The 17,346-nt window shown below is 56.4% G+C and carries 12 protein-coding genes; 2 read left to right on the top strand and 10 right to left on the bottom strand.

Going from position 1 to position 17,346, the window contains the following annotated elements:
- Positions 1 to 49: 49 nt before the first annotated feature.
- The 4 genes from AB1724_09185 to AB1724_09170 all read right to left on the bottom strand — a co-directional run bounded on the left by AB1724_09185 (position 50) and on the right by AB1724_09170 (position 7,985).
- Complete coding sequence (locus AB1724_09185) at positions 50 to 3,280, bottom strand: 7TM diverse intracellular signaling domain-containing protein (protein MEW6077973.1); 3,231 nt, start codon at positions 3,278 to 3,280, stop codon at positions 50 to 52.
- A 167-nt stretch (positions 3,281 to 3,447) separates the two neighbouring features.
- The gene (locus AB1724_09180) at positions 3,448 to 6,552 is read right to left on the bottom strand and encodes a fused MFS/spermidine synthase (protein MEW6077972.1); all 3,105 of its coding nucleotides are present in this window, start codon (positions 6,550 to 6,552) and stop codon (positions 3,448 to 3,450) included.
- 273 nt (positions 6,553 to 6,825) lie between these two features.
- Positions 6,826 to 7,260, bottom strand: coding sequence for a PaaI family thioesterase (locus tag AB1724_09175; GenBank protein ID MEW6077971.1), 435 nt, complete (start codon positions 7,258 to 7,260; stop codon positions 6,826 to 6,828).
- Between the two features lie 50 nt (positions 7,261 to 7,310).
- Positions 7,311 to 7,985 carry an MBL fold metallo-hydrolase gene (locus AB1724_09170; protein MEW6077970.1) on the bottom strand — a complete coding sequence of 225 codons (675 nt, stop codon included), beginning with the start codon at positions 7,983 to 7,985 and terminating at the stop codon, positions 7,311 to 7,313.
- A gap of 128 nt (positions 7,986 to 8,113) precedes the next feature.
- Here AB1724_09170 and AB1724_09165 point away from each other — a divergent pair, with 128 nt between their 5' ends.
- On the top strand, positions 8,114 to 9,727 hold the full coding sequence (locus tag AB1724_09165; GenBank protein MEW6077969.1) for an AAA family ATPase: 1,614 nt from the start codon (positions 8,114 to 8,116) through the stop codon (positions 9,725 to 9,727).
- A 19-nt stretch (positions 9,728 to 9,746) separates the two neighbouring features.
- On the opposite strand, the gene AB1724_09160 is transcribed toward AB1724_09165, so the two are convergent.
- The 3 genes from AB1724_09160 to AB1724_09150 all read right to left on the bottom strand — a co-directional run bounded on the left by AB1724_09160 (position 9,747) and on the right by AB1724_09150 (position 12,008).
- The gene (locus AB1724_09160) at positions 9,747 to 11,129 is read right to left on the bottom strand and encodes a radical SAM protein (GenBank protein MEW6077968.1); all 1,383 of its coding nucleotides are present in this window, start codon (positions 11,127 to 11,129) and stop codon (positions 9,747 to 9,749) included.
- The gene (locus tag AB1724_09155) at positions 11,126 to 11,782 is read right to left on the bottom strand and encodes a TetR/AcrR family transcriptional regulator (protein ID MEW6077967.1); all 657 of its coding nucleotides are present in this window, start codon (positions 11,780 to 11,782) and stop codon (positions 11,126 to 11,128) included. The genes AB1724_09160 and AB1724_09155 overlap by 4 nt, the downstream gene beginning before the upstream one ends.
- Before the next feature lie 88 nt (positions 11,783 to 11,870).
- Positions 11,871 to 12,008, bottom strand: a complete 138-nt coding sequence (locus tag AB1724_09150; protein ID MEW6077966.1) for a hypothetical protein — start codon at positions 12,006 to 12,008, stop codon at positions 11,871 to 11,873.
- A gap of 145 nt (positions 12,009 to 12,153) precedes the next feature.
- On the opposite strand from AB1724_09150, the gene AB1724_09145 reads away from it, so the two are divergent.
- On the top strand, positions 12,154 to 13,488 hold the full coding sequence (locus AB1724_09145; GenBank protein ID MEW6077965.1) for a PAS domain S-box protein: 1,335 nt from the start codon (positions 12,154 to 12,156) through the stop codon (positions 13,486 to 13,488).
- A gap of 50 nt (positions 13,489 to 13,538) precedes the next feature.
- Here AB1724_09145 and AB1724_09140 read toward each other — a convergent pair whose 3' ends face one another.
- From AB1724_09140 to AB1724_09130, 3 genes are all read right to left on the bottom strand, one after another.
- A complete protein-coding gene (locus AB1724_09140; protein MEW6077964.1) occupies positions 13,539 to 15,410 on the bottom strand; it encodes a tetratricopeptide repeat protein in 1,872 nt (623 codons plus the stop codon).
- A gap of 125 nt (positions 15,411 to 15,535) precedes the next feature.
- Entirely contained in the window at positions 15,536 to 16,342 is an 807-nt protein-coding gene (locus AB1724_09135; GenBank protein MEW6077963.1) for a glycosyltransferase family 2 protein, read from the bottom strand.
- The gene (locus AB1724_09130) at positions 16,339 to 17,340 is read right to left on the bottom strand and encodes an NAD-dependent epimerase/dehydratase family protein (GenBank protein ID MEW6077962.1); all 1,002 of its coding nucleotides are present in this window, start codon (positions 17,338 to 17,340) and stop codon (positions 16,339 to 16,341) included. Before AB1724_09130 ends, AB1724_09135 begins: the two co-directional genes overlap by 4 nt.
- Between the last annotated feature and the right edge of the window lie 6 nt (positions 17,341 to 17,346).

Genomic DNA, 17,346 nt, shown 5'->3' with positions numbered 1-17,346 from the left:
CGTAATATCTCCCTTTTTATACCCCTTCCATCCTTGTACAAGGGCAATATTACACGCTTTGCATTTGTCCGGTGGCCAAGTATTTCAGGTAAAGCTTTTCATTATTATCCATGAACGCGTCAAGGAGTTCCGGGTCGAACGTCCTGCCTCTTTCCTGTCTCATGATTTCCGCTGCCTCACCGACCGGGATTGCCCGCCGATAGGGCCGGTCGGACGTAATGGCGTCCCAGAAATCGGCCACCGTCGATATTCTCGCCTCGATGGGGATATCCCGGCCTTTCAATTTCCGGGGATACCCGGTCCCGTCCCATTTTTCCTGGTGGCCAAAGGCGATATTGACGGCGGCAGGCAGCAACTCCAGTTTCGAGAGAAGCTCTTTACCGATAACCGGATGCTCCTGAATATGCCGGAGTTCATCTTCCGTGAGCCTGCCCGCCTTGTTCAGCACATCGTCGCGAATGCCGATTTTGCCGATATCATGGACAATGGTCCCCAGGTAAATTTCATTGATCTTGTCTTCCGGCAACCGCATTTTCTGTGCCAGGTCGCGGGCGTAATTGGCCACCCGCTCCACATGGCCGCCGGTGTACTTGTCTTTTGACTCAATCGCGGAGGCCAGGACCATCAGAAAGATTTCCAGCTGCTCGGAACGCAGTTTTTCCCGGTAGAGTTTGCGCAGGCTGATGACGTTGTTGACGCGGGCCTTAAGCTCCAGGTGGTGGAACGGTTTGGTCAGAAAGTCATCGGCTCCCAGTTGCAGGCCTTTTATCCGGTCGGTTTTATTGGCGGAGGCAGTGATCAGAATAATGGGAATGTTTTTCGTGTTTTTGTCGGACTTGATGTTCTCAACCAGGGAATACCCGTCCATCAACGGCATCATGATGTCGGAAAGGATCAGATCCGGCTGCTCTTTCTGGATGGTTTCCCAGGCGAGCTGGCCGTTCGGCGCCAGGTAAAGGGTATATTCTTTCAGGATGGCCTGAAGCAGGGCCTGAACCGCCAGATTGTCCTCGGCGATGACCAGTTTTCCCCGGGCATTCTCCGTCTCGACCACCGTCACCTTATCCGTGTTGCCGGTTTTGACATCCGCGGCCAGAATTTGAATGATATTGTCGCCGCTGATTTTGGCGATATCATCCTCTCTTCTCAAATTCCTTCTCCGGTCTTCCGGGCCATTGTCCTGGCCAGATGAACGCCGGTCCTGCCGGCGCCTTTCCATAATCGCATCGGGTTCAAGTTCACCAAGGTCCAAGGGGATTTGGACGGTAAAAGCGGTCCCCTGCCGTTCAGCGCTTGTTACCGTTACGGTGCCGTGCAGCAGGTCGACGGATTCCTTTACAATCGCCAGACCCAGACCGGTGCCTTCGAAAAGTTGGGCCGGGGCATTGTCGCCCTGTTGAAAGCGCTGGAAGATCTTTTGAAGGGTCTCTTCGTTCATGCCGATACCGGTGTCTCTGACCTCAATGGCCATTTTGTTACCGTCCGAGGAGAGAATAACGTCTATTTTACCATTTTCGGTGAATTTATAGGCGTTCCGGATCAGATTGTTCAGAATGTCCGTCAGTTTTTCCCTGTCCATGAGGACGGAACCGATCGCGGACCGGGATGAAAAATTCAGCGCGATGTTTTTGTGCGTGGCCAGGTCCTGGAAGTTCGCCACGATGCCCGCGACAGTGGTTTCCATGTCAATATGATGAAGCACGATTTTGGACATGCCCGCGTCAAACTTGGAGAGCTTGAGCATGTGGTTGATTTTTTCCGTAAGGGCCAGATTCTGGGTGTCGATTTTACGGATGGTTTCTTTCAACCGGTCGGGAATCTGGCCGAGTTCGCCGCTGATAATATAATCGGTCCAGCCCCTGATCAGCGTCAGCGGGGTCCGCAATTCATGGCTGAGGTTGGCGAAAAAGTTGGATTTCAAGGTGTTGATTTTTTGAAGCTCCGCGTTGGCCTGTTCGAGCTGGACTTTCTGTCGGTTCAGGTCGAGTGTTTTCAGTTCAATCTCCCGTTGGAGATCACGGGAAAACTCCTTCTGCATGGTCAGGTTGGCTTCCTGAATCCGGGAGTGTTCGCGCTTGAGCTTATTGATCCGGTCGACGAGGCCGAAAGAGAGCAGCAGGGCCTGGATGGTCGTGCCGATATGCATGGCAAAGGTTGACAGAAAGTTTTTCTCAATGAATCCGGCGTATCCAAGGGCGACAAGAATCATGCCGGTCAGAAGGAAAACGGAGGCGGAAAAAAAATAACGGGCTTCCCGGACACCTTTGACCAGGCAGGTCAGCCCTGCCAGGAAAGATAATACGGCAAAGACAATACCCGTAAACGAAGCCAGCATCCCGGCGATCAGAATGTCGGTAAAAAACAGCGCCCAGATGCCGGTAAAAGAGATGACGGCCAGGATGTTTAGTAACAGATTGTGACGGGGCGCGTTGGCACGGGTGTTTAAGAATTTCTGGCAGAACAGCGTTCCCCAGAATACCCCGCTGAAAACGAAAATATTGACGCATTGACTGGCCCAGGTCGGATGAGACGGCCACAGATAAGCGTAAGCAAAGCCGTCCAGTGACATCTGGATCAGGAGAAGGCTGCTGATAAACAAGACATAATAAAGGTAATATATTTTTTCCTGGATACCGAAAAAGATGAACAGATTGTAAAGAATCATGATCAGGACGGCACCGTAATAGAGGCCGAAGAGAGAATGGGTGTGAATCGCATGAATGGAAAAAACTTCGGGTTCCCAGAGAACGAAATCCAGTATCATGGATGCTTTTGATTTGATTTTCAGGTAAGCGGTGTAGCTGGTCCGGGCAGCCATTTGAAAAGGGAATATCGGGTTTATATATTTTTGTACCCGGGAGTTGAAGGGCAGATGATCACCCTGAATTTCTTTTTTGATGAGGCTTCCGTTGCTGAAGAGGTAGAATTCCATCAGGTCATGATGGGGCCAGTGGCTTTCGATGATCAGCGGCAGCGTCTCCTCGGTGATGTTGGTGGCGTCAAACCGGACCCAGAAGGTGGATTGTGAAAACCCGTAAGAGGGTATCGACCGGGTGCTCGGGATGAATTGGCCGTCGGTATCCGCGGAAACAATCTCGCTGATAACGCAGCGGTTGTTCTTGTCCTCAAAAATGGAGATGTGTTTTCCGAGCGGATATTTTGAAAAGTGGTTATCGACGTCAAGACTCTGACGGGCATTGGCCGGAAGCACCCAAACGATAAAACAGAAAACAGACAGATAAAAAGAGCATGCGGTTCTACCGGCCAAGAACAGCTTCATTCGAATTTACCCCGGATGATTGAACAGTGTTTACCGGATAATCTAATATACAGTTGTTTATTTTTAAAGCAAATTTTCATCAGACAATGAAAATAAAAGGTTGCGCGGGTGATCAATGTTTAAAATGGTTGTGACGGCGAAAAAGCGGAGAGTGCCCCGGTTTATTTTCATTCCGGGTCCCTGCCGGTCAGGGCGTTCCGCAGGGAAAGCAGGGCGTTGCTGGCAGGGTCGATGGTCAGACCTTTTTCGACACTGGCCAGGGCTTCTCCCGGGTTTCCGAGCCGCAGATAATTAACGGCCAGTCGGGCCATCAGTCCGGCCGACCGGGGCCGGATCAGGACCAGCCGGTTGAGGGCGTCAATAGCCTGGCGGTGCTCCCCCAGACGTTCATGACAGGCCGCCAGGTTGGACAGGGCCGCCTGGTGATCGGGCAGATGCAGAAGCCCCTGTCGATAAGCGGTGGTGGCGCGTCGGAAGCCGTTCCCGGCCGCGTAAATTCCGGCCAGGTCGAAGTATGCTTCAGCGAGCAGCCAGCTATCGTTTCCAGCAGTGATCAACTGATCAATTCGTTCCAGAACAAGCTGTTCCTGAAGGGGAAGGCAGATACCCCGATCCAGTGGCGACAACCGACTGTAGTCTTCCACCTTGTTGACGCGGCAGTAGTTTTCCACGATATGCCGGTATCGCGTCATCTGTGAGGGGCTCGCGTTCGCTGTCTGGACCAGCCCGAACGGCGGGACGTTTACGGAAGCCATGAATTCGGCGAAGTCAAGCTGATGGTCGATGTCGCCAAACCGTGACAGAATGGATCGCAGCAGCGGCGAGCGTTGTCTTCCCTCTCTGACCTGTTTCGTGAAATCGATGCCGCCAGTGTAGGCATAGCGAGGGGCAAGATACTCCATGTATGGATGCGCATCGGTGTGGAGCCGACCGTCGCCGAAGAGCGAGGCGGGGGAATCCGTTACAATCAGGGGGTAGAGGACGGATGCGCTGGGCATGCGCAGGTTGGCCGATTGGACGGCGTAGGGGAGGTTCTGCTCCAGAATGTCGAGGCCCGGCATGGGCTGATGGTCGTCAGCGAAACCTACGAACAGATAGTCCGGTCCGAAAATGGCCGTGTTCACGAGCAGGCTGTTGGGAAACGCTTCACGGAACGTCCGTCCGAACATGGAAAAAACGTCCCAGCCCGACTGATAGGCATGAAACCACTGGATAAATATGCCGTCCGGGTTAAGCCGGCTTTTCACACGCCGGAAATGGTCCAGGGTGAACAGCTGGGCGGAACCGGCCACCCAGGGATTAATGGGGTCGGACACGATCACGTCGTACCGGCGATCGGTCAGGGCCACATGGGTTCGGGCGTCCTGAACGATGAGGTGTGTACGGGGATCGGTCAGGAGGTTATTGTGAAACGGCGCAAACAGCGGGCATGCCGCTACGACCTCGGGACTGATTTCCACCACGTCAAGCGTTTCCAGCGGATAGTGCAGCATTTCGCCGGCGGTAATGCCGCCGCCCAGGCCGATCACCAGGGCGCTTTTCGCATTCCGGTGAAACATCATCGGCAGGTGGCCGGCGATGGTCATCATGTGGAGATCCCACTGTGTCGAGGTAACGATTTTGCCGTTGACCGAAAGGAACATGATCGTGGCCCCGAGGCTGTTGACGGTCCTGCCCACCGCCACCAGCCCGCCGATGCCGTCTTCGATCCAGAGGATATCCTGGTCCGTGCACAGGTGCGACAGTCTCTTACGTCCCAGAAACAGGCTGTCCATGAGGGACATGTTTTCCAACGCGTCCCCGTAAAGATCGGGACGCAGGTATTTCCCGCGGGTCAGCGACGCGCGGTCCCATCTCGGCAGAAACAGGCACCCCGCCAGCAGGGTGGCCGCGAGGACTGCCGGGACGACCCGAAGCGAGAGGCGCCTGCCGGCCAGCATCGAAGCGGTCATGGCCGTGACAACCTGCGCTCCGGCCAGGGTGGAAAGGCCCATGGCCTTGCCAAGAAGCGGAACCAGCACAAACCCCGCGGAAAAGGAGCCGAGAAATGCGCCGACGGTGCTGACGGCGTAAAGTTTTCCGACCGACTCGCCGAGCGATGCCAGGCTCCGGGTGCGGATACGGACGGCCACAGGGAACGAGGCGCCGAGGAAAACCGTCGGTACGACCATCAGAACAAACAGCAGGCCGGTTTTGGCGGTTTCCAGCAGGAAGAAATGATCGCGCAACTGATACAGAATCTTGGCGAAGAAGATCTGGGCGTTGCCCAGAAAGTGGCTGACAACCAGAACGGATCCTGCCGCCGCGAATTGAGTGGCGACCAGGAGGCTGAAGGGGTTCCGGCTCCGGTCCGCCAGCCGGCCGAAAAAGATGCTGCCCAGCGCCAGTCCGGTAATAAAGGTGAACAGGACGATGGTGAAAGAATAGGTGGTGGGTCCCAACAGCAACGCGATAAGTTTTGTCCAGATGACCTCGTATGCCATGCCGCAGAAGGCGGAAATCCCCAAAAGGGCATAGAGCGGAATCACATGCGTCAGAAGCAGCCGATGATTTGAAAAATTTTCCCGGCCGGTCGTTCTGTCGGCTGCAGCCGGAGAGGGCGTCCGGGCGTCCTTTCCGGTCTTGAGTCGAATTGCCGGGACCAGAAACAGGATGCAGAACAAGCCGATGGCGGCATGGATCATCACCGCCGCCGTCAGCGCGGCGGTGATGCCCTGTCCGCCGATCAGCCAGAATCCGCATAGGAGCGTACCGGTCGCGGCTCCCAGCGTTTCCGCGCCATAGAGGCGACCCATGAGGGAGCCGGCTTGCGGCAGATCATCAATCACAAAGCGGCATAAAAGCGGGAAGGTAATGCCCATCAGTGTCGTGGGGACAATGAGCAGCAGTGCTGAAATGAGCGAACTGGCCGCGTTGTATCCGAGAAAATGATCCAGCAGATGATGGTAGAAAAGCGCATACAGGGGTTTGCACCAGGACATCAGGAGGGGGAAGAGGAGGCCATAAAGCCCGATGGCCAGTTTCAGCCATCCGTAAATGAGGAGTCGCCTTGATCCGTCCAAACAGTCGGCGAGCCTCCCGGCGATGGCGCTGCCCATGGCCAGCCCGGCCATGAATACGGCCAGTACGATGCTCACCGAAAAATCGCTGCCGCCGGCGTAGACCGTCAGCATTCGCATCCAGATGATTTCGTACATCAGGCTGGCCGCGCCGGACAGGAAGAAAAACCATACCACCAGCGGGCCGATTTTACCGGCAAAAAATTTGTTCATCTCTTCACCGGAAGGTGAAACACCGCCGAAACGATAATCCGGCGGTCACGGCAGGCGGCTACCGGCAGGCATGAACCGGCACCCCTTGAGCGGATATCACGGCTCGATTTCCCGCGCATCTTGCAAATATCCTGTTGATGAGTTGAAAACCGGGGCAAAAAAATATCCTTACGGAAGGCCCCCCCATTGAGGATATCTAACACGTCCCGGGTAATTTACAAGGGATTTCTATGCTTTTGCGGGAACCCATTATGTCTGCGAGGTGCCTTGTGTTTACCGGATGGCGTGGGTCGTCTGTGCCCGGGCGACCAGTTCACCGGCCTCGTTGAAGATTTCCGCTTCGAGGACAGCGCTGGTCTTCCCCCGGTTGACGATTTTCCCCCGGGCGGTCAGGGTGCCTTTCTTCACGGGCCGGAAATAATTGACGAACAGATTCTGGGTCACGGCAAATTCGCCCTGTTTCAGGGACGGCACCAGGGCAAGCCCGCAGGCGGAGTCAGCCAGGGACGCTACCGCGCCGCCGTGGCCGTTCCCGAAGACATTCATGTGCTCGTCACCCACCTCCAGGGTCATCACGCATCCTTCAACGGACAATTTTCCCAGCCGCATCCGGATATGCCGGTAATAGGGAGAATTGTTGACGGGTTCCATGAGGCTTTCCAGCCGTTTTTCCTCGTCCGGGTTCGGGGGGGTGCCGGTGGTGTCCATTTCGCCTTTTTATGTCCTCCTTTTTTGTTAAACAAACAGAGACATCGCTTCTATTCGATAAACGAGCGGATAAAATCCCGCACGGCTTCTTTCCCGCGTACGACGCCATAATGGCCTTCCAGGAGCAGGTCCGCCTCAAGCCCCAGAATCCGGCGCAGAGAAGCCTGGTAATCGGCGCGGTCGGACAGCAGGGATGGATGAATCGGTCCGTGAATGTCCTGACCGAAAAGGATCGTCAGCCCATCCAGACGGGTGGTCAGAACCATTGATCCGGGCGAATGCCCGGGCCAGTGTAGGGCGGTAATCCGGCCGCTGCCGACGGTAAACGTCTGTTCCCGCCCGGTTATTTTGACGTCAATGGTAAACGGCGGCAGAAAGGCACCGTACCAGGAAGCGGCGGTGACGTCGCGGTCGCCGCTTTCAAGAAAACCAGCGTCGAGTTCGTGGGCGACGATTTTCGCCCCGTATTCGGACCGCAGCCGGTCTGCGCCGCCGGTATGATCAAAATGGCAGTGGGTCAGAAACAGATACGTCACGGGGATCCTCTCCGGCAGGCAGGCGGTAATGTTGCGCCTGACAGCCTCGTGGCCGTCCCCGCAACCAGCGTCAACCAGCATGGCCGCGTCGCCGAACCGCGCCAGGTAAACGGCGGCATCACCGGGACCGGACAGCCCCCCGCCGCCTACCTGCCACAGGTTATCCATTATAATGCCGGAACGATTCATCTGATGTCCCTCCCATTGGTATGCTGGTGGACGATCTCCATGCCAGAACGATACAAAGCGGCGCCGTTCTGTTATAATCATTATAATAACAGAGATCATGAAATTTTTCATATAAAGACCGGTGATATATGACGGACCCGCAGGAACTTGATCGCGCCATGCGCGATGCCGCTTTTTATCCCCATCCCGTGGAGGGGATCACGGTCCGGGAAACGCATATTTCCCGGGTCTATCTGACAGGGCGCTATGTGTACAAGATTAAAAAACCGGTCGATCTGGGTTTTCTGAACTTCACTACCCTGTCCGGAAGACGCCATTACTGCCGGCGGGAAATCATGCTCAACCGGCGTCTGGCGCCGGATATCTATCTGGATATTCTTCCCGTCACTTTTCAATCCGGACGCTATTCCCTGGAGGGCTCCGGCGACATCGTCGAATACGCCGTGCGCATGCAGCAACTCCCGGAAACCGATTCCATGACGGCTTTACTCGATTCCGGCGGCATGACCGACGCGCACGTGGACGCGTTGGCCGGATGCCTGGCGGATTTCCACCGGCTGCCGACGACGGCCGCCGCCATGGCCAAATTCGGCGGCCCGGACCATATCGGCCGGATATGGCGGGAAACATTTGACCAGACGGCGCTGTTTATCGAAAATTCAGAAGACCGTCGCCGGCACGACATTATCCGGTCCGCCGTCGTCTGTTTCATGAACCGGCGGCAGACGTTTTTTCTCGATCGTGTCCGCGGGCAACGGATCCGGGACGGCCATGGCGACCTGCGCTGCGAGCATATCTATTTTCATGACGGCATCCGCATCATCGACTGCATTGAATTCAACCCCGGCTTCCGGCTGGGGGACACGGCCAATGATCTGGCCTTTCTGATCATGGACCTGGACTTCAGAGGCCATGACCATTGGGCCCGCCGCCTTCTGGCCGCCTATGTGGAAAAGAGCGGCGACGCCGGCCTGGTTCCCCTGATTGACTTTTACAAGTGCTATCGGGCTATGGTCAGGTTCAAGGTTTCGGAAATCCGGCGGCGGGAACCTTCGTTGACGACACAGCAGCGGAGCACGCTGAAGCAGGACAGCGGGCGTTTCCTGCTACTGGCTTACCGGTATGCGCTCCAGTTCACCCGGCCCACCATGTGGGTGCTCTGCGGTCTGCCGGCTTCGGGCAAAAGCACTCTGGCCCGTGCCCTGGCAGACCTGCTGCGCATCGATCTCCTTCAGTCCGATCGTGTCCGCAAAGACATGTTTCCGGCACGGACAACAGCGGCCCGGGAGACCCCTTTTGCCGGCGGCATCTACACGCCGGAGGCCGACCGGCTGACGTACGGCAACCTGTTGCTGGCGGCCCAGGAAGCCCTGGAAAAGAATGAATCCGTGATTCTGGACGCCACGTTCCGCAGGCGCCATTTCCGCGATGAAGCCGGCCGCCTGGCCCGGGATTTGGATGCCAATTTCATTCTGGTAGAGTGCCGGGCGGGGGACGACGAAATCCGCCGCCGACTGAAGCAGAGAGAAGAAAGCCCCGGGCTTTCGGACGCCCGCCTGGCCCATTTTGAAGCCTTAAAAGATGACTTCGATCCGGTTACGGAAATTGACGCCGGCCGGCATATGGTGGCGGAAACCGACCAGCCGCTGGAATCGACCCTGAAGCAGATCATGATTCATGACGCCGCCATCCTGGAGGAATGGGGCAGGCGTCGCCTGGCCGAGGCGGAAAAAGGCGGGTGAAGACGGCCCGGGCTTATTTTCAGTCCGTCGGGAAATTCTTCTTTCCCCGATACTGTAAAATCATCGCCAGGGGGAAACTGATGGGGCTGGGCCTGTGCCGGGTGTAATCCACGGCGCGTTTGAACATACGGGTGAAGGAATAGGCGCTTTGCATGGCCGACCGGGCGCCGGTGACCATCGCCGCTTCACTGAGCGCTGGATGGTGATAGACGATGTTGTTGCCGGCCAGGCTGAAATCCTCCCAGTCCAGACCGGGTTTTATGCGGCCGGCCTGGAGAAAGTCGTCGTAACACCGGGTGCCGGGCATGGGGTAAAGATTGACGATAATCGGCGCGATTCCGGCCCGGTCGGCAAATTCCAGGGTGCTCTGATACTGATCCTCCCGGTCGCTGTCCCAGCCGATGACAAACCAGCCCAGGATAAACAGGCCGTGCTCCTTTAAGGCCCGGATCTGCTCCAGAATCGTATCCACGCTCGGCGTCTTATTGCCTTTATTCGACATCTTTCTGGCGGCGTCCGACTCGATCAACCCCTCCCGGGAAACGGATTCGATCCCCACGGATACCAGGGTCAGTCCGCTTTTGACGGCCCGCCGCAGAATTTCCCGGCCCTTTTCCGTATCCACCACGCCCAGTCCGGCCTGGCCGGCCCAGTATTTTTTCTTCTTCAGACCGGCCAGGGCCTTGAAGAGATCAAGATAGTACTCTTCATCTCCGGGGATGCCGAAGATATTATCGTCCAGATTGAAATAGACCCGTTTCTTCATTCCGGCCACTTCTCTGACGACCTCATCGACGGGACGGTGCCGGGGCTTTTTCCCGAACAGGATCGATACCGGGCAGAAGGAACAGTCAAAGGGACAGCCCCGGGTGGTCAGGATGGAATCCATGATATAGCGGCGCCGGGGCAGGAGTCCGTTTTTCGGTATGGGCGCGTTGGTTAATGCCGGAAAGGCCGGCTCATGGTGCAGGGATTCCATGCCGGGATCAAACTTGAGGGGGCCGCAGACATAAAAGCGTTTTGCTCCCCCGATTCTGAAATCTTCCAGAAAACGGGGCCAGGTCGTCTCGGCTTCGCCCACCACCACCGTATCGGCGTGCCGGGCCGCGTCCAGTGGCACGGCCGAGGCATGTGGGCCGCCCAGGACCACCGGCACCCCCCGTGCCCGGAAGCGGTCGGCGATTTCATAGGCCACGGAGGCCACCGGCGTCCTGACCGTGATGCCGACCAGATCCGCCGGTTCCTCATAATCGACGCGATCGTAACTGAGCATGTCGACCAGTTTCACTTCGGCGTCGTCCGGCACCAGGGCCGCCAGCCGCGTGATGCCGGCCGGCGGGATGCTGACCATCCCCCGGGCGATATCGTTGTCTCTGGCCGGAAAAATCAGCGTGATTTTCATCGAAACCTCTCTGCTTTCCGGAGGCGGATTGAAGACCGCCTCTGTTTTGTTTTTGTCGTCAGTAACCCGAAAAAGACCAGGTGCTGCCAGTTTCTGACAAACGCATCCATATCGATGCCGGCACTCAGCAGAAAACGCGGATCGGCCAGATGGGTGGCAATCCCTTGAATGATCTTTACCGCCACCAGCGGGTCGAGGTCCTGGCGGATGCAGCCTTCCGCCTGCCCCCGCCGGAGCAGATCGGCAAACATGGCGATGATCTGTCGCCTGGCTTGCTCCAGGTTTTGCCAGGCATCCGGAAACATCGTTTGGAAGTCGGCGAACATTTGCGCTGAAATCCGGCCGTAGATGTTATGGATAAGCAGGTCGAAGTGGGTCTCCAGGATGTGTTTGACCGGCTTGGCGGATTTCAGATTTTCAATCAGTGCGGGGCCGAAGACGGCAAAGCGATCCATCATGATCGCCAGAGCAAGGGCGTCGCGATTGGCAAAGTATTTGTAAAAGGTCCGTTTGCTCATTCCCAGGCCGCCGCAGATCTCCTCTACGGTCACCCCACGGAAGCCTCGATCATGAAAAGCCCCTTCGGCAAACTGCATGATTCGCCGGCGGGTTTTCTCATTACGAGGAGTTTCCCCCTCTTCGGCAGTACCCATTGGACGACCCCTAAGTAAACGTTTTTTGTATTTATCGTTTACTTTTATGCCGGGATATCACGCGTCTGTCAAGAAAAAAACCGGTTTTTTACTTGAGCCACGAGCGGATAAAATCCTGAACGGGTGTCTTGCCTGTGATGACGCCGCAATGGTCTCCCAGGAGCAGGTCCATCTCAATATCCGGAAGTCGGCACAGGGATTTCTGACGTCCGGCGCCCTTGGACATCAGGGAAGTGAAAATTCCGGAACCATACCCCGCTGGGAACTTCCGGGGATGTTTACCTTTCGGATAAATTCTGTTATCAAGGTGCGGACAAGATGAGGTGCGGAAGCCCGTAGCCAGAGAAATCATTGTTGCCGGAAAGCCTGCCATGATGTTGAGTAAGAGTAAAAACGAGGAGCGTCTCCAAAATATTCTTCAGAATATCCGTGACGGCTATTTTGAATTGGATCTGGCCGGCAACTTGATTTTCTTTAATGATTCCGTATGCCGCATCCTCGGTTATTCCCGTGAAGAGCTTATGGGAATGAATTACCGGCATTATACGGATAAACATACCCGGAAGAAAATTTTTCAGGCCTACAACAAGGTTTACCGGACCGGCGAACCCGACGAAGGCGTCGACTGGCTGATCATCAGAAAGGACGGAACCAGAAGATATATCGAGGCGTCGGTCTCACTGATGACGGATATGCCAGGCCGGTCGGTGGGGTTTCGAAGTATCGTCCGCGATATCACCGAGCGCAAGCAGATGGCGGAACGATACCGCAGCCTTTTCGAGTATGCCCAGGAAGGCATCTATCAGTCTACCCCCGGAGGGCGGTTCATCATCGCCAATCAGTCCATGGCCCGCATCCTCGGATACGATTCCCCCGCGGATCTGATTGCCGGCGTAACCAACATCGCCGGCCAGTTGTACGTCGATCCCGAGGAACGCGCCAGGGTGTTTGAAATCATCGAACAGCAGGGGTTCGCGAAAAATCGTGAAGTCCAGTTTCGCAAGAAGGACGGGAGTGTCATCTGGGTTTCCCGGACCATGCACGCGGTTCGGGATGAGAACGGGCGGGCGCGTTATTATGAGGGGATTATCGAGGATATCACCGACCGCAAGGAAAGCGTCGACCGGTTGAGAAAGGCGCTGGAGCAAACCGTCCGGGCGATCGCCTCCATCGTGGAAACACGCGATCCCTATACCGCCGGTCATCAGCGACGGGTGGCGGATCTGGCTTGCGCCATAGCCAGGGAGATGGGACTCTCTCACGACCGGATCGAGGGACTCCGGGTGGCCGCCACCATTCATGATATCGGCAAGATATCGATTCCGGCAGGCATTTTGAGCAAGCCGAGCAAGCTAACGGAGCATGAATTCGGTATCCTTCAGACGCACCCCGAAAAAGGATACGAGATCCTCAAGGAGATTGACTTCCCCTGGCCCGTGGCCAGAATCGTCCGGGAGCATCACGAGCGGCTAAACGGCACGGGGTATCCCGGGAATCTGAAAGGCGATGGTATTCTCATGGAATCGTACATCATGTCGGTGGCGGACGTGGTGGAGGCCATGGCCACCCATCGCCCCTATCGGGCCGCATTGGGGATGGCGGCCGCCCTCGAGGAGATCGAGAAGAACCGGGGGGCCCTTTATCACGAAGGCGTGGTCGACGTCTGTCTGAGGTTGTTCAGGGAAAAAGAATATCAGCTCATATAAAAGGGCACTGAAGGCGCTTGGCGTAAGCTGTGCCCCCGCGGACCCGAATGTCAAGGCCCTTGTTTGTCGTCCGCGTCTCGTAGTAACAGCTCGTAAAAAGCCGTCCCCCTGATGTTGTCGAGATCGCCGTCGGTTCTCAATAACGGCCAGTTGCAATATCCTTTTTCGATGCTTTTTCTGAGCCAGGCAATGGCCTCGTCAGTTCTTCCGGATCTGGCATGAATGCAGGCAATGTTGTAGTAAGGTTCAGGCCGGTCCGGATTGCGCTCGATCGCCTTTTCGAAGTACATTCCGGAAGCTTCATCGTCTCCTTTTTTGCCGTAACACAGGCCCAGGTTGAAAAGGGCGTGGTACATCCCGGGGGCGTGCGCAAGGGCTCTCCGGTAATACGGGATGGCGTCATCAGTACGGTCCCATTCCATATAAGCATCCCCGAGCCAGCAGGAGAGGTCAGGATTATCCGGGTCGCCCTTTAACCGGCCGTCTTCAGCAAACGGAGATTCGTTTTCATGCAGGCAATAATAAAGGTCGCCGGTGGTGGTTTTCGTCAGAAAGAAGAGACGTTCTTTCTGTGCGATCCAGTCCAGGTAATAGCTGTTGTCGAGAAGGATATAGCGCGAATGAACGGGAAAGCGGAGGTTTTGCGGCACAACGATGATGCGAAGCCCGAAACCGGCGGGCAGGGCAATCAACTCCGTAGGGAAAAAGTTGACCAGGCCGCCATAGAGCAGCGTGTTGTCCCAGGGATCTGCCCCGGGGGTGTACTGAATATGGGGCCGTATCCGGGAGTAGAATGCCGACAGCCGGGAGTTGTCGTAGGTGAATTCAAGCCCTCGATACAGGCGGTATTCGTTGATGAACATGGGGGCAAGAAGGATGTTGCCGACCACCAGGAAAACAGGGATTGCCGTTATTTTCCATCTGGCGGCGGCCAGCAGAGCGGAAAAAAGAACGTGGATCGAGAGGATTCTGTAGTCTCCCCAGTTGTCCGTCGTATAAGCCGCTACGGTGAGAAATACGATGGAGGCGAGATTAAAAAAATGAATAAACGCGTCAAGCGGAAAGGGCGACAGAACTCCGTTGCGCCGCTCATGGGTATGACCCTTCAGCGCCATGATCAGGGCGACGGCTGATCCGGCCAGAAGAACGCCGGTCTGAATCCGGAAAGCGATCAGAAAATCCGGCCCTTTTGCCAGCAGCAATATGTTCTGAATCAGGTTCGTCGTTATCGTGCGGATGTGGGCCGTGCCTGCCATTAAGGCGCCGGCAGCCGAATAAGTACTCGTATCCGGCATCATGAGTGAAAAGACGGTGTAACTCAAACCGCACAGGACCATGCCGCCGCCGGCGGCCAGCAGGTACTGCTTGGGTCGCATCGTTTCATAAGCGAGGAAAACCGACAGAAACAACAGGGGCAGCCAGCTGGGACGGGCAACCGCGGCCAGGAACAGGAGCGCCACGGTAGCCAGGGTGTATCGCTTTCGCACGTTCCCGCCGGAAGACAGCGCGCGGGCAAAGCCCGCGGCGGCCAGCACGGCGATGCAGTAATGAAAAGGCTCCGCCATCATTGTCGGCAGGAAAAACAGCAGCGGCCAGAAGGTCGCCGTCAGCAGGCCAACCGTTATCAGTCGTTTACGGCCGGTCCGTATTGCCCGGAGAAAGAAAAACAGGCAGGCGCCGATAAGGACGGGGTTCCACACGGCGGAAGACCACAACTCCCAGCCGAGTACATAAGCCGGCAGGCCATAGGCATAGGAGATGAAGTTCTGCCATCCGAAGCGGATGCCGGGGCACCTGGAGATGTCCTCTTCGCGGCCGAAATACCCGCTGTCGAATCCTGCCGTGGCAAAAGCCCGGGTCTGCATCCAGTAATCGGTGGCGTCATTGTAACGCTGGCAAAGGGTCGTCGGTACATAGTCCATCAAGTCGGCATTGAACAGGCAATGTGTCAGTATTACACTTATCAGGAGCGGGAGGCAGGCAATGAGCAAAACCGGAAAATAACGGAAGCCTCGGGAATGGGTCGCCATGTGACGCGATAACCTGCTTACCGGTGAAGGCGTGAATATTGTTTCGAGTTGAGGAAAACCCTGAAATATCCTTTTATGGTCCTGAAAATTTTCATTTTGGTTTTCCCTTTTCTGTGCGACAGATCCATTTTCATGGGGACTTCAACCATGCCGGCACCTGCCAGGTGCAACTTGTGAAGCATCTCGACCGCCCACTCAAAACCATCCGATTCGATGATGCCATCGCCGTGGATACGCTGAAGCCTGCGGATAATCGATCCGGCATGCAGACGATAGAAGCTGCTCAATGTGCGGATTTTCCACAACCCCAGCACGGCCCGCGCCAGGAGGTTGGCCGCATGGCTCAAGGCCAGCCGGTGCCGGGCGACATTGGTCATGCTGCCACCGGGCGCATAAGGGCTGGCCAGGATGACATCCGCTCCCTGTCGGAAACGGACCAGCATATTCTGGAACAGACCGGTCTGTGAGGTGTTGTCTCCTTCCATGGTCATGACCAGGTCCTGATCAGCGAGACGCCGGGAAAGGCAGGTAAAGGCGGTACGAAAGGCGGCGCCCGGTCCTTGGTTCGTTTCGTGCTTTAAAAGAACCAGCGAGGAACCCAGGCCGCTGTTTAAAAATTGTTCAGCGGTATCGTCGGTGCTGCCGTCATCGATGATGATGATACGTGATTCGAAGCCTGCCGCCGCGATGCGGCACATATCCGCCAGATCTCCGCAGAGCCTTTCGACATTGGCGGATTCGTTTAAGACCGGTATGATGACGTAAAGGACCGGCCGGGACGTGTCGGCGGCAGACGGCGGCCGGGAGGCGGTTGTCGTTGTCAAATCGCCCCCTGCGTTTTTAGCTGCTGGAACTTGATTCTGACCGTGTTCTTTACCGCCTCGCGAAGCCGGTAGCGCGGTTCATAGTCGAGAAGCCGACGCGCCTTGGTCAGCTCAGGCAGCCGGCGCATGATATCCTTGTATTGCCCGAATATTTCCGCGAAGGGGACATAAATGATTTTCATCTCCCGGTGGAGGCCCGTCTCTTCGTTGACCACCTCGGCGATCATCCGGGCGCTGTCGAGCACGCTCATCTCTTCATCATTACCAAGATTGATAATATGGCCGACGGCCTGCTCCCGCCCGATGGCGGTGATGGTGCCGCGAATCAGGTCGCGGACATCGGCCATGGACCTCGTCTGCGTTCCGTCACCGTGTATTTTAACCGGTTCGTTCCGCAATATCGCGTCGATGAAAATCGGGATATGCCCCCCGCTCCAGCTGAAGTTTGATCGCGGGCTGAAGCCGCCGAAGTAACGCAGAATCACGATGGGAACGCCTTCGTCCTTAAAATAGGCAAAGGCGAGTTGCTCGTCATAGAGTTTGGAAACGGCATAGGCCCAGCGTTTGATCATGGTGGGGCCAAGCACCAGATCGCTGTCCTCCGTGTGGGGCACGGGGGCCATCCCGTAGACATCGGAGGTGGAGGCAAGCACGACCTTGCAGCGCCACATCCGGGCGACATCGAAAACATTCTCGGTGCCGCGGCTGTTAACGCGCAGGGTATGGAGGCTGGCGTCCGCCTCGCCGCTTTTTTTTAATGCCGCCAGATGGACAATCGTATCCGCGCCGCAGCAGATGATTTTCAGCGCTTCCAGGTCGAGAACGTCCACCCGGTAAAAAGTGAAGCGGTCGCTGCTGAACGCTTCCTCCATGTTGTCGACGCGCCCGAAGGAAAGATTGTCCACGCCGACCACCGTTACGTTTTCAAACTTCACCAGTTCGTCAACAAGATGGGACCCGATCATGCCGGCGCAGCCCGTCACAACGATCTTTCTCATGTTGGG

The organism is Thermodesulfobacteriota bacterium (assembly GCA_040753795.1).
Classification (GTDB): domain Bacteria; phylum Desulfobacterota; class Desulfobacteria; order Desulfobacterales; family Desulfosudaceae; genus JBFMDX01.
The sequence above is the reverse complement of the archived record's forward strand: the minus strand, read 5'-3'. Positions and strand labels throughout refer to the sequence as shown.

Coding starts and splice junctions, on each gene's coding strand:
- AB1724_09185 (MEW6077973.1), bottom strand. CDS start 3,280: ATGAAGCTGTTCTTGGCCGGTAGAACCGCATGCTCTTTTTATCTGTCT.
- AB1724_09180 (MEW6077972.1), bottom strand. CDS start 6,552: ATGAACAAATTTTTTGCCGGTAAAATCGGCCCGCTGGTGGTATGGTTT.
- AB1724_09175 (MEW6077971.1), bottom strand. CDS start 7,260: ATGGACACCACCGGCACCCCCCCGAACCCGGACGAGGAAAAACGGCTG.
- AB1724_09170 (MEW6077970.1), bottom strand. CDS start 7,985: ATGAATCGTTCCGGCATTATAATGGATAACCTGTGGCAGGTAGGCGGC.
- AB1724_09165 (MEW6077969.1), top strand. CDS start 8,114: ATGACGGACCCGCAGGAACTTGATCGCGCCATGCGCGATGCCGCTTTT.
- AB1724_09160 (MEW6077968.1), bottom strand. CDS start 11,129: ATGAAAATCACGCTGATTTTTCCGGCCAGAGACAACGATATCGCCCGG.
- AB1724_09155 (MEW6077967.1), bottom strand. CDS start 11,782: ATGGGTACTGCCGAAGAGGGGGAAACTCCTCGTAATGAGAAAACCCGC.
- AB1724_09150 (MEW6077966.1), bottom strand. CDS start 12,008: ATGTCCAAGGGCGCCGGACGTCAGAAATCCCTGTGCCGACTTCCGGAT.
- AB1724_09145 (MEW6077965.1), top strand. CDS start 12,154: ATGATGTTGAGTAAGAGTAAAAACGAGGAGCGTCTCCAAAATATTCTT.
- AB1724_09140 (MEW6077964.1), bottom strand. CDS start 15,410: ATGGACTATGTACCGACGACCCTTTGCCAGCGTTACAATGACGCCACC.
- AB1724_09130 (MEW6077962.1), bottom strand. CDS start 17,340: ATGAGAAAGATCGTTGTGACGGGCTGCGCCGGCATGATCGGGTCCCAT.